Origin of the sequence: Clostridium sp. AM43-3BH (assembly GCF_003479985.1) — a bacterium.
Classification (GTDB): Bacteria; Bacillota; Clostridia; order Lachnospirales; family Lachnospiraceae; genus Otoolea; species Otoolea fessa.
Genome location: NZ_QUIH01000011.1, coordinates 25379 through 50410, shown reverse-complemented (window position 1 = coordinate 50410; position 25032 = coordinate 25379). Strand labels below are relative to the sequence as shown.

The following is a 25032-nucleotide window of genomic DNA, read 5'->3' as shown; positions in this document are numbered from 1 at the left end:
GTGTGCGTAAGATAATAACGGAATAGTGGGTTGCTGTCTATCAATTCTTGTATGTTACTTTATGGCACATGAGCATTTGCGCCGGGGTTATCGTTGCCGTAGCCCTCAAGCAGATTGATTGCACCCCAGATGCCAAGACCTGCGCCCAGAGCGATAACGAGAGTCTGAAGAACGGTTACTGCGCTATTGAAAAATGCCATAATATTTTCCTCCTAAAATTTGAAATTGTTTTGAGAATAGAAAAAGCCCTCCGTACTACCGGCATCAAAACCGGACGGAAGGCTTAGTTTACGAGAATCTTTTCAAGGAACTCCTCGACGGTTATCACGCCAAGTTTCTGTTCCATTCTGCTTCTTGCATATTCAGTTTCACAATCATATATATCACCACCACCTTTCATAAGAAACAGCCAATACATTGACTGCAACAAATCTTCACGAGAAGCACAGATTGTCGGTGAAAAAACGACAGGTGAAACCTTCAGAACCTCTGCGAGTTTCGCTGTGGTTTCTGCATTAGGGGTTCGAGCGTTTTTCTCATACTGAGCAATACGGACATCCGCTGTTTTCTCGGAATACCCCATCAGGAGTCCAAGCTCTTTCTGGGTAAGGCGGCGAAATCGTCTAACGAACTTCAATCGCTGCCCAATAGAGGTATCCGTGATCCACCAAGTCATTTTTTTTACACCTCGCTTTCTGCAAATTCTCGATATACAACCTCATTTTTTGCTCTGCGCTTGCCTACGGCTTCACTGGGAGCAAGGTCAGGGTAGGTTGCCTGCACTTTCTGTCTGCTTCTGCGGACAGTTTCAAACCCCGGAAAGCTGCGTCTATCCAGTTCCTTCAAAAACACAGGAACCGTCATGGCATGAATGTCGATGCCACGCAGACCGGAATAGTGTTCCAGTACCATCAGGTACAAATGATTGTCGGTATTTCTTGCCTTGTGGTCGTGTTCCAAGATGTTCTTAACCAGGGCAGATACCGTTTTCAGATTTTCCAAACAGAAACCTCCTTAATCCGCATCGACTACCACAAACTCATCACCTGCCTTGAGCTTCAACCTTCGACTCAGAAACTGCTCAATGTTGAACTCATTTCTCTTATCAAAGTCTGATGTGTACTTATAATTGGGGTGCTGCGTCAGATCGTACTTGTCAGAAAGAAACGGTCTGACACCACGCAACTGCAAAATACACTTGCTGCCATCCAGAACCGCAAGCTCATCTACGCTCGCAAGGTCTTTGCCTAACTTCTGATAATTCAAGCCGTAAGACGGGCTGTTACCTCTGGTGTTGGAGGTGTTGTAGGTGTCGATAGTTTCTTTTCCCAATGCCTGATTCAGTTCTTTGAGCGTGGTTGGCTCAGAACCACCCAGGAAAATTCGGGAATCCATGTTGCCGATGATGGTATCGGCATTGTCTTTATAAATGGCTTTCAGCTGTGATTGTGCCTGGAGAACAAGGCAAGCCGATATTTCACGGCTTCGGATTGTCGCTACCAGTTTTTCCAGATTGGGAATCTGACCGATGTTTGCCATCTCATCAATCAAGCAGCGCACATGAACCGGCAGTCTGCCGCCGTACACATCATCTGCTTTCTCGCACAACAAGTTGAACAGCTGTGTGTAAATCATGGAGATCAAAAAATTAAACGTCGCATCCGTATCTGACATAATCAGAAAGAGCGCCGTTTTCTTATCTCCGAGAGTATCCAACTGCAACTCGTCATAGGCAGTCACATCTCTGACCTCCTGAATATCAAAAGGAGCCAGACGAGCGCCGCAGGAAATCAAAATCGACTTAGCGGTCTTGCCAGAGACGAAAAGTCAAGGACTTTTTCATCAAATTCACAAAGAAGTCACATTCTGCGGACTTCCTCACGCAGCAGACGCTTGATTTTGTCCTCCATCGTCTCCTTGGCGGTCTGGCTGAAATGCACACGCACGATATAGGTTGTCTTGCCGATCTGCTTTCTGACAGTCGGGCAAGTGGCGGTGTTGGTTGCGGTATTGTTCATTCAAAATCCTCCTGTAAATGAAAAATGCCCGGTGACTGTTCATCATCGGGCGGTGTCAGTATGAGGGAACAAGGCAAGGCGGCAACATTAAGGTATCTATAAACACCTTGCCGTCTTTGCCACGCTTGCCTTGTTCCTGTGTCAGTTTCGGAGATAGCAAACCCATGCTGTGCCGTCTTTCTCGGTTATGAGCCTGTCTCCGATACGGCTTTTCGCCGTTCGCATGGTGCGTGAGGAAATCCCTCGGTCATTGACCGCTTTTTCCAGCTCTGCACTTGGCATTTTCTTTCCGTTTGCCAGCAGTTCCAGTATCAGCATTTCTGCCTGTGCGGTCTTGCTTTCCGTCTTGGCTGTGTCCGTTCCGGCAAGCAGTTCATCGGCGGTAATGTCATAAGCACCTATCCATTCAAACCCTTTCTCGTCTCCCAGAGAAAAAGCAAGGGACTGTCCGGGTGGTGCAAGAGAGCTTTTCTCATGGATAAGCACCCTCGTTGTAGGATTGTCTTTCAGTTTGCCGATAAACAGCAGACTGCGGACTGCCGCCGTAATGTCGATAGAGCCCAATCCCCGGTAGGTGCTTTGCGTTCCTACGGCTTTGTTGAGGTGTCCTATCAGAACGATAGCACACCCGGTAGCCTGTGCAATATCTCCCAGACTGCGGAAGATGGGACGGACTTCATTTGCTCTGTTCATATCCACATCTGCTCCTAAAAACGCCTGTACCGGGTCTATGATAACCAGCTTGGCATTGTTCTCCCGGATTGCTCTTGCTATGCGTTCATCGGCAAGGGTCAGCGGTATGTCCTTGTCATCAATGACAAGCACTCGTTCAAGGTCTGCGTCCGCTTCTATCAGTCTCGGCTTGACGGTATCACCCAGACCGTCCTCGGCGGTCTGATAGATGATGTTGAACGGCTCAAGGGTCTCCATACCGGGCAAAGGCTTTCGATTGGTGCAAGCCGCCGCAAGACGCATGGCAAAGTAGGTTTTGCCCTCGCCGGGGTTGCCCTGTATGATGGTCAGCTTTCCGAATGGGATATACGGAAACCATAGCCAATCCACGCTCGTCAGCTCCACATCAGCCATGCGGAGCATAGGGACAGGCTGGGCGGTTGGCAGCTCTCGCAGCGTGATTGTCTCGGCTATGAATTTGCGGTTGGGAATATCCCCTTGCTGACGGAGAACATCGTTCCAGTCTTTTCTTGCCGGGACAAGACGAATGACAGCGTTCTCGCCGGGAATAGTCTGTGCCAGTCGGGTACAGGCTTCATTTCCTGCGGTGTCGCTGTCAAGGCAGAGGAACACTTTCAAGATGTCCTTGCGTTCAGAGAGAAAACGGTCAAGAGCCTTGCCAGACACACCGCCCAGGGCAAGGTAGCTTCTCGTCTGCCAGTCCTGCGGATAAAGGCAGATAAAGGATAAAAGGTCTATGGGTGCTTCAAAGACAAAGAGCTGACTGCCGTTTCCCTCATAGCGGAACGGATAAGATTTATCAGAGCCGGCAATGTCCTGCCTGAAACTTTCCTGCGTTCCTCGCACATGAGCATATCTCGGTGTGCCGCTTCGGTCTCTGCCGACAAACACAACATTGTGCCGTTTGCTGTCCTCGTAAATATCCCCGGAAAGAAGAAAAGTCTCAACAAGCGATTTGTTGAGACCTCGGCTTTCACAAAGATATTGAATTGCTCTGTCGACTGTGCGGTTGTGTAGGGGCAAGTGGAACTCTGCGGGCGGTGCTGTGGTGGCTTCGGTCTGTCCCTCGCCGCTTTCACCTGTCAGCAGTTGGACAGCTTCGGGAAAAGACTTTCCGTAAAACTCCATGACGAAATCAATGGGATAGCCGCCTTTGCTCTGACTGTGGCGAAACCATTTGTTTCCCCGGACGGTCAAACTGTCATGCTCTTTCCAGCGGTACTCCCGCCCGCTTTTGATAAGTGTTTCTCCCTGTGTGTGGAGAAAATCTTCCAGACTGACGGCATTTGCCCGGTCAATCTGTGCCTGCGTGTAATTCATCGTGTCATATCCTCCTTTTTGTGTCGTATTTGGGGTTGATTTTGGAGCTTTTGTTCCGCTGTACGCTGATTAAATCGGACGGCAGTATCAATGTTTGACTTTACTTTCCAAAGCCGCTGTAAATCCTCTCTGACGGTCTTAAACTCGGCATAGGTGGTCTCATGCTCCTGTTCCAGCGTGTCATACTCTTTGGATAGCTTTCCCATATCCACCTTGCCGTCCGGGAACTCCTCGGTCAGCTTTCGTCTGGCGGTGTAGAACATTTTCAGCTTATCAGCGTGTTCCGTCTTGTACTTGGCTCTCGATTTCTCAAACTTGATTTTCTGCAAGCCGTCATAGACAGGCTTTAAGCTCTTGTAGGTGGCAGAGTAATCATTAAGACTGCGGATTGCTTTCATTCGGGCGTTCTGGCTGTCCATCGTTGTCTTTAAGCCGTCAACGGTGGTGCGGTGGCTCTGCAATCTGCTTTCCAAATCTTCAAGGGTGTAAATGCCGTTTGCCCGGAGATAATTGTAGGTCTCGTTCATCTCTTTCAGATTGCTGATTTTGCCTTTTTGCGAATATGCCCCGGCTTTTCGCTGGGTGTAATAATCGTTCAGCAGAGAAACAAGGTCGGGTGTCTGCGGCTTGGCAAGCTCAGCTTTTATCTCCGTTATCCAGTCGAACAGGAGAGAGATTTTCTTTCTGATGTCCTTGATAACGGCATTGGTCGCCTTGATCCAGCGGTTGAACTCGCCCTTTTCGGTGCGGATACCTTTCTTCTCCATTGCTCGGACGGTTGCTCCCTCGTGAATGGTGGGAAGTAAATCCACGCCCTGCCGTTCATAGCTGCGGTGGTCGATACGAACATCCAGACCTTTCTCCGCAAACTTGGCGTTGCACATCTCCGCCCATGCTTCACGCCAATGTTCCAGCGTTTCGGGACTGCCCCAGTCGGTAGTGGGAACGGCATTGAACACATACTTACCGTTTGCGTCTCGAATACGGTTGCCCTCCTCGTCCAGCACATATTCTCGCCGTTGTTTTATGCCCCATGTGCCGTCCTGCTCCATTGGTCGAATAGGGCAGAGAAAGTGAAAATGGGGATTGGGTGTGCCGCCGTCCTCACACTCCTTTTCGTGAAAGGACACATCAACGGTCATGCCCCGGCTGACAAACTCCCGAAACAAAAATTCCCTTGCCAGAGCGATGTTTTCTTCAAGAGAAAATTCATTCTGCAAGGAAATTTCAAAACTGTATGCAAGCTGGGCGTTCTTACCACGCTCGGCTTTTTCAACTGCGTTCCATAGGGTCTGACGGTCTGCGTATTCTTTCGGTGCATGGGGCGGCAGGAGAATGTCAGAGCAGATAACACCACGCTTTCTGGTGTAGTCGCTGTATTCGCCGTAATACTCGCTGTACAGCTTTTCGCCGGAACGATAGGCGGCAGAAGCAATCGCAGACTGACCTTTACTGCGTTTCGTTTGGGTTACTGTGAAGTGGAATAGTGCCATTGGCTTTCAGCTCCTTTCCTCTGTTTGCTTGGTTGATGTGTGTAATCTCCATGTGCCGGACGGCTCGCTGTACCTCCGGCAGACCGAAGATGTGTTCCATCAGCTCGGTCATTTCGGTGCGTGTGAGATTTTTGACCTCCGGAGCAAGGCTCTCAATCGTGCCGCCCAGATTGCAAAGGCGGTGGGTACGTTTCTGCCTTTCGCCTTTCTCCAGATATTTCTTTCTGTTCTCCAAACGCTCCAGTTTGTGCTGTTCCTGTGCAAGCCGCTTTTCCACTTGCTCTTTTTCAGCTCGAAGCTGTTCAAGGCTTTTCTGTTTTGCCATTTTGGTTGACCTCCTTTTTTGAAAATGGGTATAAAAAAAGACCGCCAACTTTTCGCACATTGCGACCAGTCAACGGTCTATTTTTCGGTATTCGGTTGTTGTATTCAGTTAGATAATTTATTTGCTATCCTTACCGAAAAAACCAATCGTAGCCATAACAAAACCCACGATAATTAAAAGAAACGACACCCACAGTGTTCCTACATATATCACCTTTAATCCTGCAAGTATCATTATAGCAATACCCAATAGCATTAAACTGTTTCCAAACATAATCTTTTTCATACGCTCACGCTCCTTTGTTAAATTATCGTTTACTATTTTCAAACTTGCTGGCGGCGAACGGTTTGTCAAAACCGTTTGCGGACGGCAAGTCCACAGGGGATAGCCGCTTTAGCGGTGCAAGGGGGTGTAGCCACCTTGACGGAACGAAGTGACGCAACATTCGCAGGCAAGCAGTTTTCTTCTGCTGACAGAGAATGAAGCTCCGCAGGACGCACTACTCTCGATAGAGAGTATAGAAGTGCGCCCTTAGAGTTCTAAGGGTATTTTTAGATAATTGGGAATGTTTCTTTGTCAAACTGCGTAACATTGAACACGATACGCCACTCGACATCATCACCAACCGGTTCAAAGTGCAGAGCAGAACAAGCAGCATGAAGTTTTTCTTGTGAATTTGTTCCATATATAACTGCTGTCGGACCATCTGCACCACCAATAACACCAACAACAAAACAGGAACTACTGCCAACTGGACGGAACGAATGATCGTCTGGTGTAACTTCTATCGGTCTATCGCCTTCATCACAGTCAAAAACCGAAATGTTCTCCATCGGTTCAGGGGTAAGTGTATAACTCATGGCAATATAATGTGTCGGATAAATCCAGCGATCAGAACCAAAACTATTTTGAGGAACTGTCTGCTGTTCTATTTCCTGCACGGTCAGTGTATGGGTTATTCCGCTAACAGGATGGGAAAACATAAATGAATCTCCGGGTGCGTGAACTTTGAAATGTGAGCCTGGAACTTGTCCTGGTTGCTGCTCCATTGTAAGAAAAAGTTTATTGATTTCAGGGTGATGCTTGGTTCCCCAAGGAAATACGTCTCTGCATATGACCCAGCCATAAGTACTATCCAGCCCATAATGGTCGATTGCCCATTTTGCTTCCAACTCATTGATAACGCCATCTGGCAGACAAGGATTAAAGCTCACAGCGCAGCCATGGGTTGTCTGTAATATTTTCTCGTTTAACTTCAAGCAAGGTTTGAAGTTAAAACAAAGTGGGTTTTCCCATTCCATCTGCATCTGTTGCTCACGGGTAAAATTTTCACATGAGTCATTTTCCCAGTCCAGATTCCATTTTTTCATGAAGTCACGGATGCTTTCTGAATCAACTCGCATACAAAAATCAACGACAAGTCCTTTGCTACATGAATAAGCTGCCGGAATTACCCAATGATATCCAGCCCAATCGAATTGTTTATCCAGCTTGATCTCTTTTCCGGCACGGTCTTTACCTCGATGTCCCCAGAAATCTCCATCAAAGTAGACCTTCCATTCAGGGGCAACCAATTCTGCCTCTGAAGTCATATCATTATCGTAATAATCTTCTGTGTATTTAATCTGACTGTAATCAAAGGAAGATTGCAGGTTTTTGATATATGTCCACGGTTGTTCCATAGGCAACAAATTCATCTTCTCTGAAATTTCCGATAAAGTTTGCTGTTGTTCCTGGGTTGTAGGGTTTTCATTGAGAAAGGCTTCAAACTGTGCTTCGTTCCACATCCACGCTTGTTCCACTGCCGCCACATCACCACAAGCCAGTATAAGCCGCAGAAAGTCGGTAAAATTTTCAGCTACTGGATGAACATAATCAGGAGAAGTATTCATGGGGCTGACAGAGAAAACCATCTCTCCAAATCCACGAATGAAACAGAAGTGGATACCATCTATCCCTGCCCATCCAAAAACCGATGCCCCTTTTGGGGTACAAAAATAATTTGTATTATCCTCACGGAGTTCAACTCCCACAGGACTTAAATCGACACCCCGCTGTAAAAATTTTTTCAAAATTCTATTCATTAAGCATCCCCCCATAAAATTAGTGCTATCACGCTCTTTATTGTAGTAAATTTTATCACAAGAGTGTGAATAAATCTACTGGCGAATGCTGAAACCGCCCGAACAGTTTCTTTCTGCTCAGGCGGCTTTCTTCATCTATTTTTCTTTCTTCTGCTGCACTTGTTCATGGGCTTCCTGCTGAACATCAGCCCAGCGGAAAAGCCATACTTGAAGTGACTTTCACTTTCTTCACATTGGGCGATTGCTGTCTGCGCCCGGAGTTCCTGCACCAGCTCATAGTCCTCTTTGCTGAGCCGCTGGGACAACTGCTCCATGAGCTTTTCACAGGCTATGACTGCCTTTCGGTATTCCGGTGATGTAGGTACAACTGTCTCGCAGGGATAAAACTCCCCATTATACATGGCTTCCAAAATCATAGCTTTACCTCTCTCAACAGTAGATTAGTTCCGTCTTGATGATTTCCTCTGCCCGGCAGCGGATGGAGTTCATTGACTGCACCCATAACATCTGATTTTCCGCTTTCATGGCTTCGGTCACGCCCTCGGCTTTCATCATCTGCCGGATAATCAAGTCCAGCCTGTCTGCCGCCTGCTCGTTCAGATCGGCAACGACGGTGTGGAGCCTGCCGGACAAAATTAGCTCGTTGTAAAGCATGGGACGGTGCAATTTCAGATAGGACTGGCGCAAGCGTCCCCAATGCCCAATAGGTCGGCGTTCCTCCGGCAGCTTCAAGTCCGGCACATAGTAGTCGCCCACCAACACATAGTCCATACCGTTCTCATGGATTCTCGGTTTCAACTCTTTCATAAAATCACGCTCCCTTTCTCGGTCCCAGCTGCGGCAAACTGCTCACCGGGATAAATACCCCTCTGGCAATATCCTCGGTGCGGATTGCCTGTTTTCTGGCTTCAATCTCCGCTTTTTTCTTGGCTTTCGTGCGCTCCTCATACTCTTTCTGTTTACCATTGGCTTTCCGCTTCAAGTAGTTCTGGTGGAGCCTGTCCTTGCGTTCCTCACGCTTGCGGATTTCCTCTAATTCCTCCGGGGTAAGCTCCACTTCGCCAAACGCAGGGGGAACGAAACGACCCACGAAATTGAAGTAAATCTCGACCTCCTGTGTGGTCTGAATACTGCCCTTGCGGTCACGCTCATGCACAAGGATTTTCTCAATAAACTCATTGAGCATGGCAATCGTCAGCTTGTCGAAGTTCTCATACTTGTCAATCAGAGCGATAAAACGGTCAGCGTCCTTTTCGTGCTTCTCGTAGCTCTTGATAGCCTTTTCCAGATCGGAGATTTCAACGGTAAGCTCGGACTGTTCCTTTTCGTATTGAGCGTCCAGAGTGGCGTATCTGCTGTCGGACAGCTTTCCTAAAATGTTGTCCTCATAGATTTTGCAGAGCAGGACTTCCAGCTCGGAAACTCTCTGCTTTGCGGTGGCAAGGCGTGTCCGCTGTTTCTTGACCTCTGCCGTCTGCTGGCTGGACTGCGCTTCCTGCACCACACGGACAAACTCGGCTCGGTCATGCTTCGCATACTCGGCAATGGCTTTCAGCATTTCAGAGACAAGGGACAGTACCACATCTTCATTGATACGGTGCTGTGTCGTGCAGAGCTTTCCAACTGGGACTTTGCTGTATTGGGAACAGGTATATTGAGAAATACGCTTGCCGTTGTTGGTGCGGTGGACATACATCTTGCCACCGCAATCGGCGCAATAGAGCAAGCCCGTGAGGGGAGCTGCTTCGCCCCAGCCGTCCGGGTAGCGTCTGACATTCCCACGGATTTTCTGCACAAGGTCAAAGGTCTGCTGGTCAATGATAGCTTCATGGGTATTCTCGAAAATTGTCCATTCGTCCTCCGGGACATAATGGCTTTTCTTGTCCTTGAAGTGCTTTCGGGTCTTGAAGTTGATGGTGTGTCCCAGATATTCACGCTTTTCAAGAATGTTGCAGATGGTGGAAGAACCCCAGCCGTACACATCTTTGAAGGTCTTATTTTTGTTCACGCCCTCGCCGTGCCGGGCAAGGTAAGCGGACGGAATGAGGACTTTTTCTTCTTTCAGCTTGCTGGCGATCTGATACGGACCGTAGCCGTCAATCGTCATGGCAAAGATGCGCTTGACCACCTCGGCGGCTTCGGGGTCAACCAACCATTGGTCTCTGGCTTCGTTCCAAAGATAGCCGTAAATGACCGTGCCTGTGAGGTGCTTGCCGGACTTGCCTTTGGACTGGAAAGTGGAACGGATTTTACGGCTGGTGTCTCTGGCGTAGTATTCGTTCATAATGTTGCGGAAAGGGGTAAAATCATCGTCCCCTCTGGCACTGTCCACGCCGTCATTGATGGCGATAAGGCGAACGCCACGCTGACGCAGGATTTCCATAATCTGACCGACTTTCAGATAGTCACGACCCATGCGGCTCATGTCCTTGATGCACAAATACTCCACATTCCCGGCTTCCACTTCTTTCATCATTGCTAAAAATCCGGGACGGTCAAAGCAAGTACCACTAATGCCATCGTCCGTGAAATGGACAATGTTTGTAAAGCCCTGCCGTGCGGCGAACTCCTCCAACATTGCCTTTTGATTGGATATGGAATTGCTCTCACGCTGTTGGTCATCATCTTTGCCAAAGTCATCACGGCTCAGTCGTTCGTACAGAGCTGTGATTTTCTCATTTTTTCTCATAACTTGCGCTCCTTTCTTCGGTTTTAGGTTGTGTGTTCTAAGAGACTTCCCAACCGCTTGATTAAGAAGTCTTTTAGAGCATACAACACCGGCAGCCAGCTTGTATTTTTTATACTGACGGACTGCAAAGTGATTCGGCTTTTTCTTTTCCAGGGCTTCAAACATCAGATCCACCGGGTTCTGGAACTCCTCATCATCTTCCCGCACCTCCATTGCGTTCAGGAACTCAATCAGGGTGGAGAAATTCTGTTCCTCAACCGGAGCTTCATAGTGGATATATCCGATCAAGGCACAGTAGAGCAGCGTTTCCGCCTTCGTCCAGAACTCATCACCGGCTTTTCCATCACCCTTTGTGTTGGCAATCAGCGTTGTCACCAGTTTCAGAATGTCTTTTTCTGAATGGATATAGGCAAATGGGTTATAGTGCATCGACTTCTGAAAGTTGATGGTGTTGAAAATCTTGATGGTGTAGCCATGCTTCAAAAGGGCGTTGCCGCACTCAATCACGATGCTGCCTTTCGGGTCAGTGACCACATAGGAACTGTGCATCTGGAGAAGGTTTGGCTTCAACCAAAAGCGAGTTTTACCGGAACCCGAACCGCCGATAATCAGAACATTCTTATTTCGGGCATTGGCAGGATTCTTCGGGCGATTGCTCATCATCAGCCGCTCCGTTTTCGTCAGGATCACATTGTCCTCGAACTTTGGTGCAATAAACGGCTCAATATCTTTTGCCGTTCCCCAACGAGCAGAACCGTACTCAACATTGTGTCGGTACTTCTTTGCGTTTTTGCCTTTTAGATAGACAGCCAGCCGAAGTCCTGCGCCGCAGAGAATACCAATCAGCAAATCCAACGGGTGAAAGCTGGGAAACGGATTGTTCAGGGCTATCGGAAGGGCATGAAAAAAGCTGAGGATTTTCGCAGATGAATCTGCCCCCTCAGCCAATCTCCATGCTTCTCCTAAATTCGTAGCGAACAACCCTACCAGAAAATACGGTAAATTCAGAATCAGGAGCTTTTTCATTTTTCTCTTATCCATCACAGATCACGCTCCTGTTTCTTCTCTCGAACCTTCTTCGGAATCGCTGCGACAATTTCCTTGAACTTCTTCAGCTGCGCCAGAACGCTCGGCTTTTCATTCTTGGTTAATGCCCTTGCCTGATGTTCCTTGCAGATTGCATCCAAAGCATCTGCATCTTTAGAACGGACAAAAACAAGAAACCGGGGAGGATCAACGGACTTATCTTTTCTTACGGCAAAGTCCACGCCATACTTCTTGGCGAGCTTTTCAAAATCACGGATACTCTCTTTGTCGATCTCAACATTCGTAGCACCCTGATTCTGTCCCAAAAGCTGTTTCACGGATTGCTTTCCATGAACGGCAGGGTCTCGTGCCTTTTTCATCTTCACTTTTTCCCGGTGCTGCAAATACTTGCGGATACCGGCAATGATAGTGCGCCCCGTCAGCTTGGTTGTGCTGATCGCCAGGTTTACTGTTCTGTTTTCAACTTCTTCCTGCATGATTCATCACCTCCTGCAAGCAGTAGAGTGAACAGATTATCGTGCCATATCTCTGTGGTCGTAATACAGATTGCCCTTGGCAACTGCGGCATGGCTGATAATCTTGATATTGCCAGCTTTCTGGTTATCCAGAGCCTTCTGATAACCCACATCGCTCAAATACAGGCGATTTCTTTCGCCTTTCCAACCGACAGGCGATTCATCGGTCAGCACATCGAAAATAATCATGTGCTTGGTGGCGTCATCAAATCGTGCCAAGTCCATATAGGTATGTCCCTGGTACTCCTTGGCACCATCCTGAATCCGCTTTCGCTCCATCAGCTCTCCAATCGTCGAATTTCTTTGCATAAGAACCTCCTTACAGAACATCTCGGTCAGGGTTACTTTTGTGGGGAACCGAATCAGCTTTGACAGGTGCATCTTCTTTCTTCACCATGTCATCCGGCAGGGGAAGCGCCATAATGCTGCGCCCCATGCGTACAAAAGTCTCAGGCTGATGAAAGTGTTCCTCAAACTGCTTCATCAGTTCCGGGGACAGAGAACAAAAATCATCCTCGCCCAATCCCACAACCAGAAAATCACCGGCGATAATGTCATAAATATCGCCGTCATCATCACGCAGCGCACGGTTCAGTTCTTTGCCTACGAGTTTACCTTCGTCGTGCATCACCAGTGCAACCGGCTCATTGAACGGATAAGTTGCCTCAATATCGCCACCTACGGCTTTCTGCAAATCCTCCAGCTCACAGCCGATCTGCACAGCCTGCGGATACATGAACGGCTTTACCAGCAACACATTCATGGTATCTGCCTGTTCTTTCTGAACCTCCCGTTCCTCGGTCGTGCCGAACGCAACACCGGTAAAGTTTTCGGAGTCCAGAATGTACTCCGAATTGTAATAAGCGGCTCTAACCTGTTCCTCTGCCGCATCGTGAGATTCTGCTTGCACCGTAACCGTTTTCTCCAAGGTTTCGGTGATCTTCACATCGTATTCTTTCAAGTTTCGATACCTCCGTTTCTTTGGAAATAAGAAAAGCGACCATCCATGAACCTGTTACAGTTCATAAATAGTCGCATCCACATCGGCTAAAAGCTCGAACAAGCAAATATCGTCCAGTTCGCAAATCAGGGAACCCATGTCGAAGAAAATATCGTCCTCGCATTCCACCGTAGTAACCACGCTGCGGTGTTCGTTAAGACAAATGGCTTCTTCCTTGTCCATCGTGATCGTAGACATACAGGACACCACATAGAATGTCATATCTTCTGCTAACCACAGCTCCTTGCTCTGAATCGTGCGAACTTTTTCATCGCCGCTCATATCTTCTACATAGGACAGAAGCCGCACGGCTCTGCTGTTCAGAAGTACCTTTCCCTGATAGTCGATACCCTCACCAGCAGAGGACAATACTCGATACTCGCTAATCATCTCGGCATTTTTCTGAAACGACTTTGCCAGAAGCGCAGGAGAAATATCATCGAACTCCTCACTGTAGTTTACGAGCATATCTACCATATAATCAGGATCGCAAAGGTCGTAGAGTTCTTCCAAAGCGCCCTGAATGTTTTTGGGTGTAAACATTTTTTACCTTACCTTTCCATTGATTTTTCTCTTTTTTTCTGCCATTGCTCCAAAAGCTGAATGATTTTATCCTCCATCTGCTTGTTGGTATAGGACTTCGGGAAGTATTTTCGCAACGAATCCGTTTTGAAGGTTACTCTGTCCAGCTCTCCCTTCTTGATTTCATTCATAATCTCGCACATCGCATCCAGCGTACACTCGCCCTCCTGTGCGAGCTTTTTAATTCGCTGTGCTTGCGAAAGGGAAGGAGCTGCTTGAGCATAATCCATTGCAGAAAGAAAATCCTTCTGTTCTTCACTTGCCAGATAGGAAAGCTCCACCGCAGGATTGAATTTGATCTGACCCGTATCTACCATATCCAGCAGTTCCGGAATCAGTTCGGTCAGACGGATATAACGGTGTACCTGATTTCTGCTTTCTCCTGCCTCCTGACCGACTATATCCATTGCCTGCAACTTCATCCCAACTTGGGATGAAGTTAAATCGGTGCGTTGACCTTGATGTTTAATCGCATCCAGCTTCATCTTATAAGCAAATGCTCTTTCACTCGGCAGGATACTCTCCCTCTGCAAATTCGCATCAACCATCAAAATAATGGCTGCATCATCGTCCAGGTCACGAACAATCGCAGGCATGGTTTCCTTACCCGCAAGCTCCGATGCCCGGTGCCGCCTGTGACCAGAAACGATTTCATAACCACCGTCGGGGTCAGGACGGACAATCGCAGGAGTGAGAACTCCGAAATCTCGGACGCTCTCTGCCGTTTTCATCATTTCTTCATCATCAACCACACGGAAGGGGTGTCCCTCAAAGGGGTGTAGCTCAGAAAGCGGAATTTCCTGCACACGCTCCTGCTGGGCTTCAGCTCTGGATTGATCGGTGGAGAAAATATCATCGTACCCCTTCAAGCTGATGTTTGCGCCTTTTTTCTGCATTGTTTAACACCTCCTTCGTCAGAATTTTATAGGCTTCGGCAACTTTGCCTTTGGGATCATGCTTGAAGATACTGGTTCCCTCTGCGCTGATTTCCTCTGCACGGACAGAGCGGGGAATGTCGGTCTTGTAAACCTTCAGCTTTCCGCCGTAGCTCTCCCGAATCAGATTGCTGATGTCTTTGGAGTAGTTGGTGCGGCTGTCCACCATCGTCAGAAGAATCCCTTCAATCCTCAGTTTCGGGTTGATTTGCCTCTTGACCTTGTTGATGGTTCCAAGCAGCTGTTCCAGACCCTTTGCAGGAAGGTATGCTGCCTGAACCGGTATCAGCACATTGTCGGCAGCTGCCAACGCATTGACGGTCAGCATACCCAAAGACGGCATACAGTCAAGAAGAATGTAATCATAATTCTGTTTGACTGTATCCAGGTATTGCCGGAGAATGGTTTCCCGGCTCATGGCATTGACCAGTGCTACCTCCATACCTGAGAGTTCGATGTTGGACGGCACCAAATCAACGCCCTCCGGATGATGAAGAATCCCTTCATCGGGAGTAATAGGGTTTTCCATCATAATCTTTCCCATCAGATCGGAAAGTGTCGGAGACAGATCATCCGGGCAGGGATTGCCCAAACTGACCGTCAGGGAAGCCTGGGGATCGGTGTCTACCAGAAGCACCTTTTTTCCTTCAAGAGCCAAGCCAACGCCCAGATTCTCGGTGGTGGTGGTCTTTCCAGTGCCTCCTTTCTGATTGACCACCGCAATGATGGTTGCTTTTTTCGACATTTATCGTCACTCTCCTTCCTCTCGCTTCATTTTCAATTTCTTAAATCCTCCTTCCAAATATCCGTGTGACATATCGTGCCGAACAAGAGCATCGTAGTAGGTGTCTATTGTCGTCGGCGCATTGTATATCGTAGTCAGCATATACTGACGGATATTTCTAATCTTTGTGGTGTTCTCCTTGAAGCAGTCCATAACATATCGAATGTGTTCGGCATTCAGTTTCATAAACCGACTGCGGACAATTTCTGCCGGACGCTCCTCTGCACCAATGCGAATCAACGGTCGCTTCGTGCAAACTGTTTCAACGATCAACTCCAGAATGTTATCCAGCATTTCGGAATCGTAAGGGTAATCCTTCTTCAACAAATCCATACTGAGCTGATCCGAGAAATAATCAAAGTATTCTTGATACCGGTCATTCTCGTCCATCATTCCACCATTTCCGGAAGGAAAGATAGAATCAGTATCACTAAATTCAGTATTTTTAATATCAGTATTATTACATTGTGATTTCGGAAGTTCTTGAGTTGTGATTTCCATTGTTCCAGAATTGTGATTTTCACAATTCAAGAGTTGTGAATCCACAGCAGAGATAAAGTTCTTCACATAGATCAGGTTGGGCTTTCCCAAACCCTGGCGCTTACGTTCAATCAATCCTGCTTTCTTCTCAAGTTCACTGAGCAGCTTGATAGCCTTTTGTTCAGCACAGTTCAGAGCCATCTTCGCTTCGTCGATTGTAAAAATGATATACACTCTACCGTTTTTATCTATCCAACCATTCTTGGCAGACAGGCTCATGCGGTCAAGCAAAATGCCATACAGCATCTTGGCATCGGCAGAAATATTCCAGAACCTCTCGTTCGTGAACAACACCTTCGGAACTCGATAGAATGTGAATAGATCGGATTGCTGACCGTAAAAATAATCAAAACTCACACGGCTTCACCACCTTCTTTCTGCGGAAAACTTTCTGTTGTCAGCGGAATGCTGCGGAAAGTCGTATCCGTCTTTTCGTAAGGACATCGGGCAAAATAGTAGAAGCGGTATTCCTGTTCATACACATCCATATCAACGAAGCCCCACTTCACGCATAACCTTCTTCGTACACCAACCAATGCACGGGTGATCTCGCCCATAGGGACAGCCATCACATTCCGACTTGGGTTTCGGCGGCAAAGAGATTAAGTAGTAGCAATTATTTCTACCCAGACGGCAGCCCTTTCTGCCATTCGTCCAGAAGTAGCAGTAATGACAGTCGCTCGGCTTGTCTGCGGTATAAACAGGCTTGCTCAAATAAAACACCTCCAATCTCTTGTATTTGCCCATGGGTTTGGGCATAAAAAAAGAGCGCCTATCCATCCCCAATGCGGGGCAAATAGACGCTCTATGTACATAACGATATTTAATTTTATCTGCTATAACTGCATGGTATTCAAAACATCCGCCTTTTTTGATTAGCTGGATTTTTGGCACGATTTTGGGGCTGATTAGCAGGAAGGGCATTTTCATTAGCAAGAACAGCCCGTTTTCTGCTAAAAATTAGCTGGCGATTTTGTCTTATAACAACCGTTCGATTCTGGAGGGGTTGTCAAAAATCAAATTTTGGAGTAGAATTTTATCTCATACAGTGAAAGAGCTTTTTCGTAGCTTTTTATATAAGAAAAGCCGAAAACCCTTGAAAACAAAGGCTTTCGGCGTTGTTCACTGGCGTCCATAAGAGGATTTGAACCTCCGACCCCACGCTTAGGAGGCGTGTGCTCTATCCAGCTGAGCTATATGGACGTGTCTGATATATGATTATAGCCCGATCAAAGTCGAACTGCAATCCCTTATTTAGTTTTTTTTGAGGTGGCCGTTGTAACGCAACCTTAGGAGGCGCTTGTTATATCCATTTAACTATGGGAACAAATGCCGTATTTTCGGGCTTTTTCAGCCTTTTCGGTCACGGCGACCAACTTTATGAACTCAATCACTTTCGTGATGAATTATCTCTTTCTTATCTCTTCTGATTTTTCAGATTTCGCTTCCTTAAGTGATCCTCAAACGCTACCCTTTTTCTTCAAAAGGGTTCCGCCATGGTTCTACCTTAGGAGGCGAACACTCTATCCTACTGAGCTACAGAGATTTATATGTTTCACGTGAAACATATATCGTATTTTCATACTGCATTTTATTATAATTCATTTTCATGTGTTCCGCAACTATTTTCTCTTCTCACATGCTCCGTATGCAATTTCTGTGTAGCTGTTCACGGGTAGGCACTTTTGGAACCGATGATTTTTTATAGACCTTTACGCAAAATGAGCCGTTCCCATCATCCATATTTTTCCTTTAAACCGACGTCCCGGAAGCGGTTCTCCAAGCAGGTCCATCTTATTGATACCCACGCGGAAATACAGATCGTTGCATTCCACCTTGAGATCATAGATTTCCTCGCCGGTAAACCGGTTTTTCTTACATATAACCTCTTTGATCTCGCCTAAAATCGAATACTGATCGCACTCGATCCCGCTTGGCATAAAAGTTGTATCGACGATCGAATAAATATCCTCTCTCGTCGCCCGGCGCGATGCCATCGAATAGAGATCCAGATCCTCGATTGTTAAGGACTCCATCGCATCCTCGTCGCCATTTTTTGCCGCTTCCAAAAGTTCATCCCGGTTTTTCGCCGCCACTTTGGCTTTTTCAATCTGCAGCGCCGTCTTTTTGATCGGAAGAAGCACCTTGCCCCGATTGGCAAATCCTGCCAGGCTAACCGAATTCACCTGTAAGCGCTCGCGCTCTTTCCGGTAACACTCCCTGTATTCGATCGGATTCAAGAGATAAAAGATCAGCGAAAGCCCTACCTTATACTCATCCAGAAGCCCCGCATAGGTTTCCTTCTCCGTATGACGCTGAATGGAACATTCTGCCCGCGAGGTTACCTCCTCGTTCAGGATATAGGGATAATAATACTCTATCTCCATCTCATCCTGCTCATTCAGCTCCCCATACATCGCCACGCCGATCCCCGGCGCAACTTCTGTCTTGATCTCATATAATTCGGTCCCCCTGTCAAGCTGAAGACAGCTGGAGGTTCCCGCCTCTCTCGCCAGACAGCGAAGCAGGGCACGGATGTCCTTCTTCTTCTGATACATACTAAATCCGGCAGCTCGCAAAAAACGATGCATATTGACTCCTTCTAACTACAATCCGCAGCTGCTGCCAACACATACAGCCGCCTCATTTCTATCCTTTATTTTCTTTACTTATACCCAAGCGCACGCTCCAGTGCTTCCTTCTCTTCACTTCCTAAAAGCACCTCGGTCTTGCCCTCTACGACATCCTTCAGATACAGGTAACAGCCTTCACGGCTGTGAACAGAATTCAGCACAAATCCCGTGTTGTTATCATCCAGCATGGCAATGACAAAACTCAGATTGCCGCCCATGCCCTTAAACGCATTGTACTTGACAATACCGGTTTTCTGGTATCCAGCCTGCGCCTTGGAGACAACCGAATCCACCAGGCGTTTTGTATCTCCGTCCTTTGCCCGCAGATACTCGGTCTCATCCACCAGTTCCATGATCGTGTCTTCGAGCGTCTCCGCATCTTTTCCCCGCATAAACATATCATATCTGCGATACAACTTCCTATACTGCGAAAAACAGATGACGGACGCAATAAATGATATGAGTGTCAGGATCGCCAGAACGATCACGATAACCCCCGGATCGATGCCAATCCCGCTAAAAATACTGCTCTCCATCTTTCATTCCTCATTTCCCATCATCCGTCCCCTGGGACGAATTTTGTGTGATTACTGTCTTAATGACTCCAAAAGCTCAATCAGACGTTCCAGTTCCGCTGATGAATAGTATTCGATCTCGATTCTGCCTTTATTCTTATCCTTGCGGTTGATCGAAACCTTCGTTCCCATAACTCCTTTCAGCTTCTCTTCCACATCCTTGAAAAAGACCTCCATATCGCGTTCCGGCTCTGCTTTCTTTTTCGCCTTTTTCGGCTTCAAAAGCTCTTTCACCAGACGCTCGACCTCGCGGACGCTCAAATGATTTTCTACTGTTTTAAGCGCCAACTGGTACTGTTTTTCACCATCTTCCAGCGAAAGAAGCGCTCTCGCATGACCTCCGGTAAGCCGGTCCTGAATCAGCATCTCCTGCACTCTCTCATCCAGTTTCAAAAGACGCATGCTGTTCGTGATCGTCGCACGGTTCTTCGCTACGCGCTCTGCCACGTCCTCCTGACGCAGCCCAAACTCCTGAATCAGCATCTGGTAGGCTTTCGCCTCCTCAATCGGATTTAAATCTGCACGCTGTACATTCTCGATCAGGGCGATCTCCATCGTCTGCTGTCTCGTATACTCGCGCACGATCACCGGAACTTCCCGAAATCCTGCCAGTTTGGCAGCTCTCCACCGGCGCTCTCCGGCAATCAGCTCATAACGATCGCCCTTTTTCTGAACCAGAAGCGGCTGCAGCACGCCGTAACGGCGGATGGATTCTGCCAGCTCTCCGAGCTGTTCTTCATCAAACATCTTACGCGGCTGGCTGACATTTGGCTCAATCTCCGAAATATTTAGAAATTTCTCTTTTTCCACCTCGACGATCCTTACGACCGGCTCCGCTTTTGCCGTCTGTGTCTTCGATTTTGCCGCCGTCTCCCCGGCTGTGCGGGTTTTTCCTTCTGCCGTCGTCTTTCCGGATGCCTTTGCAACTCCCACGCGGCTTCCTTTTCCCACTGTTTTCGCAGCTGTCTTTCCGGCAGACGCCGATTTTTTCTGTTTTTTAGATCCCGGAAGCACCATATCCAGCTCTTCCAGGCTCTTTTTCTCTATCTCCTGTTCCGTCTCACGAACGGAAGTCTTTTTTCCGGCTTCATCCGATGGCTTTGCGCTGCTTTTTCCCGCTTCTGCATTCTCGTAATCATTTCCAAAAAAAGCTCCCAGTCCTCTGCCAAGCCCCGTTCTCTTTGACATTTCCTTCCTCCTCACGAACCTCCCGACGCCCCGGCAGGCATCCTTTCTGAATTTCACTTCACCGTTATTTTCCTGCCTACAGCTCTTCTCCCCGGCTGATCACCTCTGCTGCCAGCAGACGGTAGCTCTCTGCACCAGTCGAACGGCTGTCGTACAGGTTGATCGGCATTCCGTGGCTCGGCGCCTCCGCCAGTCGCACATTTCTCGGTATGATCGTCTTGTAAATCCGCTCATTTAAGTTCTGTTTTACATTCTCTACGACCTGCAGGGAGAGATTCGTTCTCGCATCATACATGGTAAATACCACGCCCTCCAGCTCCAGCGACGGATTCATCTTTTTCCGGACCAAACCGATCGTCCGGAGTACCTGGCTCAGTCCTTCCAGCGCATAATATTCGCACTGGATTGGCACCAGCACCGTATCTGCCGCTACCAGCGCATTGATCGTCAAAAGACTCAGCGACGGCGGGCAGTCGATGATAATAAAATCATACTGATCGCGGATTGTCTCCAGATAACCGTTTAACACCGACTCTTTATTTTCCACATCCAGAAGTTCAATCTCAGCTCCTGCCAGATTCGAATCCGAAGGAAGAACATCCAGATTTTCCTGAACATCGCGCATCAGACAGTCCTCCAGTGTGCAATCGCCCAAAAGCAGCTCATAGACTGTATCTTCAATCTGTTCTTTTTCCAATCCCAAACCAGTGGTTGCATTTCCCTGCGGATCAAAATCGATCGTCAGAACCCTCTGTCCCGCCTCTGCCAGGCATGCCGACAGGTTGATCGCCGTTGTCGTTTTACCTACGCCGCCCTTCTGATTTGCAATCGCAATCGTTCGTCCCATACCGTATTCCTTCCATTTCCTCGGTTTTATCTCACATGAAAGACAGGAAAAAGCCTTCCCGCAGGCATCCGCACAGCGATTTCCAGCTTTTTCCCATTCTTGTCTTGCCTAATAGTATAACACACTTAAAACTCATTTCCTACTTTTTTAGAAAAATTTCATTTAAAATGTTTCACGTGAAACATCGGCTCCACCGTCTCCCCCAGAGCACACCATTTATCTGCCAGACACACAATCCATGCCTCGCGGCACTGAGGCGGCACCGGTATCAGCGGAAACATATGACGTGCGATGATATTTTTTTCCTTCCAATTTAAATGGTAATCTCTCTGTGCATTTCCAAGCGCTGTTTTCGGGTGACGGAAGCCGTGCAGGCGGTGCGAGGGATCCTTCTGATGCCAGTCATACAAAAAATAATCGTGCAGCAGTGCCCCTCTCACAAGTGATTTTGGTTCCAAGCGAATCTGCCACCGTTCCATCATCCAAAGGCTTGTGTAGGCAACATTGAGGCTGTGGCGGTAAATGGATGTCGTACCATGCTGCATCGCCAGCTTCTCCTCGTCTAAGCGCCCTTCCTGCTTCAGTTCGCGTATCGTTTCCGCCAGCAGCCGCTGCCTGCCCGCCGACAACTGAAAAGATTTCTCTGTCTTCCGTTCCATACGATGCTGAAAGCATAACTTATTTTCCTTCTTTATCATATCGCGCATTTCTTTCCCCATCGATTGATTTTTTGATACGTGAACATTATAATGATTTTAATATCGATTTTCAATGAAATTTTGTTTACATAAAATGGCATGTTCATAACTGTTCACAGGTAGAAATTTTCCAAACTGAAAATCCCGAACGCTACAGTTCTGGTTGCAGATTTTTCCGATTTGAAATGCGAAGCATCGGCAAAATCCCGTTACTTGGGCACACATCTGTGAACAGATATTCTGTGAAAAAACGCTGGAAATAGCTGAACTGGAATACAGGAAAATATGATATAATATGAGCACTTAGCGAGGTGTTTTCGATCCTAGTGCGAGTCATACCTAAATACTTAATGAAGCCAAGACAAAGGCGATAGCTGAATTTAGTATTTATGGTATAATAGAATTACTTGATGAGATATTTTCGAGTTTAATTTTTCGATTCAAAAGGAGCTTTCTATATGAACACAAAAAACAAGATCATGACCTGCCTGATGCTGTCCGCCGGCGGCGCAGTTTCACTGGCACTTTTAAATAAATATATTCAATTTTCTGCCACCTCCCGCGGTCTGACCCGGGAAGAGAATTCTCTCTGCTACAAATGGCGGCTGGGAAATATCTACTATACAAAATGCGGTTCCGGCAAACCGCTTCTGTTAATTCACGATCTGCACTTTGCATCGAGCGGCTATGAGTGGGAATCCATCCGCGAACAGCTCAGCCGCTCCTACACCGTCTACACGCTCGACCTTCTCGGCTGCGGACGTTCCGAGAAGCCGAACCTGACCTACACAAATTACCTGTTTGTCCAGCTGATCTGTGATTTTATCAAATCTGAGATCGGACATCGGACCAACATTCTCTCCACCGGTGATTCAGCGGCACTGTCTATCATGGCGTGCAGCAACTCTCCAGAACTGTTTGATCAGATCATGCTCATCAACCCGAGCAGCCTTACCGACTGTTGTCAGCTTCCGGGTAAAAATGCCAAGCTTTATAAGCTTCTTCTGGATCTCCCGCTGGCTGGAACGCTCATTTACCACATTGCGTGCAGCCGCTCTATGATCGAAGAGGCATTCCGCACCAAATATTTTTACAATCCGTATACCGTAAAACCGGTTCAGATCGACCGCAGCCACGAAGCCGCACATCTCGGTGAATGTCCGAAAGCGATCTTCTCCAGTATTGAATGCCGCTATACCAAGTGCAATATTTCCAATGCTCTCAGGAAGATCGACAACAGCATCTTCATCATCGGCGGTTCCGAGGAACCGATGATCGAGGCGACGATTCAGGATTACAAGATTTATAATTCCGCAATCGAGTCCTCTATCATTCCGAAGACCAAACATCTGCCGCAGTTAGAACAGCCGGATGCCGTGATGGATGCGATCCATATGTTTTTTTCTTAAAAAAGGATAATGAGTATGCATACCGCGGAGCGTTTTTTCGTCATAGGACGAAGCTTATTACTGTTCACGCATACGTGCCCAATAACGGGATTTGCCGTGGCTTCGCATTTAAATACGGCAAATTCCTGCTGCCACCGCGTTTTCTTACGGCACTTTCGGTTCCGAAAGTGCCTACCCGCGAACAGTTACTCTCTCTTTCCCACATCTCCATGAAATTCCTTTTTCATACTCATACCATGATGCAGATACCATTTTTCCAGTATCTTTCATATTCACAGCGTCATCCTTCCGTGCGCCTTGTTTGTTGCTTCTTGATAGGAACGGTCCTAATGTTTCATCCAGGTCCCGCCGCACTATCTATATACAAACAAAACCCCCGGAATGCTCCTCTTTATTCTACATTATTCCCACTCGATCTCCTCGGCTTTCGCACAAAAAACTATATTCTGTAACGAAAACTCAAATTTTATAAATTTTCCCTATTATTTCCAGCTCTGCCATCGCCTCTACCCGCTTCTCCAGATTTCCTCTGTCATATGCCTGATACGGCTTCTGGAACACAATCTTCCAGGACAAATATTCAGTCATATATTTTTGTTTAAACCCCGCCTATATGAAAAAGAAAGACTGCATACCCTACGTGTTCCATATACAGTCTTTCTCTATCTACCTTTTGATTGCTTTATTTCAGCGGCTCCCGCGACGGCGTTCCCGCTTTTCTCGGATACTTCTTTCCCGTCCTCTCTGTCTTATGAATCCGGACCAGGTTACGCTCATCCTCATTGGCAAGGTGGAAGGAAATCACATCCTCCAGCTCGCCGCCCAGCTTGCGGATCGCACCTTTTCCCGTCTTCATCTCTTCCTCCAGTTTGCCCGATTTGTACGGCACAAACCAGCCACCCACCTTGACAAACGGCAGGCAGTATTCCGACAGCGTGGACAGATTTGCCACCGCGCGTGAAACGCAGAAATCAAATGTTTCACGTGAAACATTATCATGTGCTGCATCCTCCGCCCGTCCGTGAACCGCCTGAATTTTTTCCAGTTCCAATGCCTGAATTACCTCGTTCAGAAAGTTGATCCGCTTATTTAAAGAATCGAGAAGCGTGACCTTTAAATTTGGAAATGCAATCTTTAACGGGATACCCGGAAATCCAGCTCCCGTTCCAACATCGATCAACGTATACTCTTTCTCTGCCAGATCCGGCACCGCTTTCACAAGTGCCAGACTATCCGAAAAATGTTTGGTCACAACTTCCTTCTGTTCCGTGATCGCTGTCAGATTCACCATCGTATTCCAATGAATCAACAGTTCATAGTAATCGTAGAACTGCTTGATCTGGTGTTCATTTAACGTGACACCCATCTCCTGCGCTTCTTTCTGAAACTGCTCGGTAAAGTCTGCCGGAGGCAGAACCACACCGCTTTCTACTTTATTTTCTTCTGCCATAAATATATCCTTTATGATATGTTCTATTTTTTCTCAGGTTCTTATCTATCTTACATTTTGAGTTGCTGCAATGCGTTTACCTGTTTCCATGCAGTCTCTGACTCGTTACTGTTCACGCATACGTGCCCAGTAACGGAATTTGCCGTGGCTTCGCATTTAAATACGGCAAATTCCTCCTGCCACCAGGTTTTCTTACGACACTTTCGG

General features: G+C 47.4%; 27 protein-coding genes, 1 tRNA gene and 2 pseudogenes. 1 reads left to right on the top strand and 29 read right to left on the bottom strand.

Annotation, left to right across the window (positions count from 1 at the left end; all coding sequences use genetic code 11):
• Positions 1 to 71: 71 nt before the first annotated feature.
• From DW931_RS14955 to DW931_RS14825, 27 genes and pseudogenes are all read right to left on the bottom strand, one after another.
• Positions 72 to 200: pseudogene (locus DW931_RS14955) on the bottom strand (Maff2 family protein); the annotation flags it as partial.
• An 83-nt stretch (positions 201 to 283) separates the two neighbouring features.
• Positions 284 to 676 carry a helix-turn-helix transcriptional regulator gene (locus tag DW931_RS14950; protein ID WP_002304334.1) on the bottom strand — a complete coding sequence of 131 codons (393 nt, stop codon included), beginning with the start codon at positions 674 to 676 and terminating at the stop codon, positions 284 to 286.
• 5 nt (positions 677 to 681) lie between these two features.
• Entirely contained in the window at positions 682 to 1002 is a 321-nt protein-coding gene (locus DW931_RS14945) for a hypothetical protein (RefSeq protein WP_002304332.1), read from the bottom strand.
• Between the two features lie 12 nt (positions 1003 to 1014).
• Positions 1015 to 1818, bottom strand: a pseudogene (locus DW931_RS14940) (TraG/TraD/VirD4 family protein); the annotation flags it as partial.
• A 41-nt stretch (positions 1819 to 1859) separates the two neighbouring features.
• The gene (locus tag DW931_RS14935; RefSeq protein WP_003500132.1) at positions 1860 to 2018 is read right to left on the bottom strand and encodes a transposon-encoded TnpW family protein; all 159 of its coding nucleotides are present in this window, start codon (positions 2016 to 2018) and stop codon (positions 1860 to 1862) included.
• Between the two features lie 141 nt (positions 2019 to 2159).
• Complete coding sequence (locus DW931_RS14930) at positions 2160 to 4031, bottom strand: AAA family ATPase (protein WP_118482400.1); 1872 nt, start codon at positions 4029 to 4031, stop codon at positions 2160 to 2162.
• Positions 4028 to 5524 (bottom strand): MobQ family relaxase, encoded by a 1497-nt coding sequence (mobQ, locus tag DW931_RS14925; protein ID WP_009259851.1) that lies wholly within the window; start codon positions 5522 to 5524, stop codon positions 4028 to 4030. Before mobQ ends, DW931_RS14930 begins: the two co-directional genes overlap by 4 nt.
• A complete protein-coding gene (locus tag DW931_RS14920) occupies positions 5481 to 5849 on the bottom strand; it encodes a DUF3847 domain-containing protein (protein WP_009259852.1) in 369 nt (122 codons plus the stop codon). The genes mobQ and DW931_RS14920 overlap by 44 nt, the downstream gene beginning before the upstream one ends.
• Positions 5850 to 5966: 117 nt before the next feature.
• Positions 5967 to 6134: a hypothetical protein gene (locus DW931_RS16005; protein ID WP_009259853.1), complete on the bottom strand. Its 168-nt coding sequence runs from the start codon at positions 6132 to 6134 to the stop codon at positions 5967 to 5969.
• Between the two features lie 266 nt (positions 6135 to 6400).
• Positions 6401 to 7933: a hypothetical protein gene (locus DW931_RS14915; protein ID WP_015573038.1), complete on the bottom strand. Its 1533-nt coding sequence runs from the start codon at positions 7931 to 7933 to the stop codon at positions 6401 to 6403.
• Between the two features lie 131 nt (positions 7934 to 8064).
• Entirely contained in the window at positions 8065 to 8349 is a 285-nt protein-coding gene (locus DW931_RS14910; RefSeq protein WP_005944778.1) for a DUF6809 family protein, read from the bottom strand.
• 13 nt (positions 8350 to 8362) lie between these two features.
• On the bottom strand, positions 8363 to 8740 hold the full coding sequence (locus DW931_RS14905; RefSeq protein ID WP_009259855.1) for a TnpV protein: 378 nt from the start codon (positions 8738 to 8740) through the stop codon (positions 8363 to 8365).
• Positions 8741 to 8744: 4 nt separating this feature from the next.
• On the bottom strand, positions 8745 to 11663 hold the full coding sequence (locus DW931_RS14900) for a DUF4368 domain-containing protein (RefSeq protein WP_118482401.1): 2919 nt from the start codon (positions 11661 to 11663) through the stop codon (positions 8745 to 8747).
• Positions 11663 to 12145, bottom strand: a complete 483-nt coding sequence (locus DW931_RS14895) for a PcfB family protein (RefSeq protein ID WP_002304320.1) — start codon at positions 12143 to 12145, stop codon at positions 11663 to 11665. Before DW931_RS14895 ends, DW931_RS14900 begins: the two co-directional genes overlap by 1 nt.
• A 36-nt stretch (positions 12146 to 12181) precedes the next feature.
• Positions 12182 to 12493 carry a DUF5720 family protein gene (locus DW931_RS14890; protein WP_002304317.1) on the bottom strand — a complete coding sequence of 104 codons (312 nt, stop codon included), beginning with the start codon at positions 12491 to 12493 and terminating at the stop codon, positions 12182 to 12184.
• Positions 12494 to 12503: 10 nt separating this feature from the next.
• Positions 12504 to 13145 (bottom strand): DUF3846 domain-containing protein, encoded by a 642-nt coding sequence (locus DW931_RS14885; protein WP_002588969.1) that lies wholly within the window; start codon positions 13143 to 13145, stop codon positions 12504 to 12506.
• A gap of 54 nt (positions 13146 to 13199) precedes the next feature.
• The gene (locus DW931_RS14880; protein ID WP_002304315.1) at positions 13200 to 13727 is read right to left on the bottom strand and encodes a hypothetical protein; all 528 of its coding nucleotides are present in this window, start codon (positions 13725 to 13727) and stop codon (positions 13200 to 13202) included.
• Positions 13728 to 13735: 8 nt separating this feature from the next.
• On the bottom strand, positions 13736 to 14662 hold the full coding sequence (locus tag DW931_RS14875; protein ID WP_002304314.1) for a ParB/RepB/Spo0J family partition protein: 927 nt from the start codon (positions 14660 to 14662) through the stop codon (positions 13736 to 13738).
• Positions 14619 to 15446 (bottom strand): ParA family protein, encoded by an 828-nt coding sequence (locus DW931_RS14870; protein WP_002304313.1) that lies wholly within the window; start codon positions 15444 to 15446, stop codon positions 14619 to 14621. The genes DW931_RS14875 and DW931_RS14870 overlap by 44 nt, the downstream gene beginning before the upstream one ends.
• 6 nt (positions 15447 to 15452) lie before the next feature.
• On the bottom strand, positions 15453 to 16382 hold the full coding sequence (locus tag DW931_RS14865; RefSeq protein ID WP_002304312.1) for a DUF6017 domain-containing protein: 930 nt from the start codon (positions 16380 to 16382) through the stop codon (positions 15453 to 15455).
• Entirely contained in the window at positions 16379 to 16594 is a 216-nt protein-coding gene (locus tag DW931_RS14860) for a hypothetical protein (RefSeq protein ID WP_009146480.1), read from the bottom strand. Before DW931_RS14860 ends, DW931_RS14865 begins: the two co-directional genes overlap by 4 nt.
• Positions 16595 to 17151: 557 nt before the next feature.
• Positions 17152 to 17228, bottom strand: a tRNA-Arg gene (locus tag DW931_RS14850).
• A gap of 509 nt (positions 17229 to 17737) precedes the next feature.
• On the bottom strand, positions 17738 to 18616 hold the full coding sequence (locus DW931_RS14845; RefSeq protein ID WP_118469366.1) for a DUF3881 family protein: 879 nt from the start codon (positions 18614 to 18616) through the stop codon (positions 17738 to 17740).
• A 74-nt stretch (positions 18617 to 18690) separates the two neighbouring features.
• A complete protein-coding gene (locus tag DW931_RS14840; protein WP_107000950.1) occupies positions 18691 to 19194 on the bottom strand; it encodes a DUF4446 family protein in 504 nt (167 codons plus the stop codon).
• Between the two features lie 51 nt (positions 19195 to 19245).
• The gene (locus DW931_RS14835; protein WP_227589454.1) at positions 19246 to 20421 is read right to left on the bottom strand and encodes a ParB/RepB/Spo0J family partition protein; all 1176 of its coding nucleotides are present in this window, start codon (positions 20419 to 20421) and stop codon (positions 19246 to 19248) included.
• 76 nt (positions 20422 to 20497) lie between these two features.
• Positions 20498 to 21268 (bottom strand): AAA family ATPase, encoded by a 771-nt coding sequence (locus DW931_RS14830; RefSeq protein ID WP_107000951.1) that lies wholly within the window; start codon positions 21266 to 21268, stop codon positions 20498 to 20500.
• 158 nt (positions 21269 to 21426) lie between these two features.
• Entirely contained in the window at positions 21427 to 21927 is a 501-nt protein-coding gene (locus DW931_RS14825) for an HD domain-containing protein (protein ID WP_118469376.1), read from the bottom strand.
• A gap of 497 nt (positions 21928 to 22424) precedes the next feature.
• Here DW931_RS14825 and DW931_RS14820 point away from each other — a divergent pair, with 497 nt between their 5' ends.
• The gene (locus tag DW931_RS14820) at positions 22425 to 23375 is read left to right on the top strand and encodes an alpha/beta hydrolase (protein ID WP_022358786.1); all 951 of its coding nucleotides are present in this window, start codon (positions 22425 to 22427) and stop codon (positions 23373 to 23375) included.
• Positions 23376 to 23834: 459 nt separating this feature from the next.
• On the opposite strand, the gene DW931_RS16430 is transcribed toward DW931_RS14820, so the two are convergent.
• Both DW931_RS16430 and rsmG read right to left on the bottom strand, forming a co-directional pair.
• Positions 23835 to 23963 carry a hypothetical protein gene (locus DW931_RS16430; protein WP_265104104.1) on the bottom strand — a complete coding sequence of 43 codons (129 nt, stop codon included), beginning with the start codon at positions 23961 to 23963 and terminating at the stop codon, positions 23835 to 23837.
• 94 nt (positions 23964 to 24057) lie between these two features.
• Positions 24058 to 24825, bottom strand: a complete 768-nt coding sequence (gene rsmG / locus DW931_RS14815) for a 16S rRNA (guanine(527)-N(7))-methyltransferase RsmG (RefSeq protein ID WP_118469367.1) — start codon at positions 24823 to 24825, stop codon at positions 24058 to 24060.
• Positions 24826 to 25032: the final 207 nt, after the last annotated feature.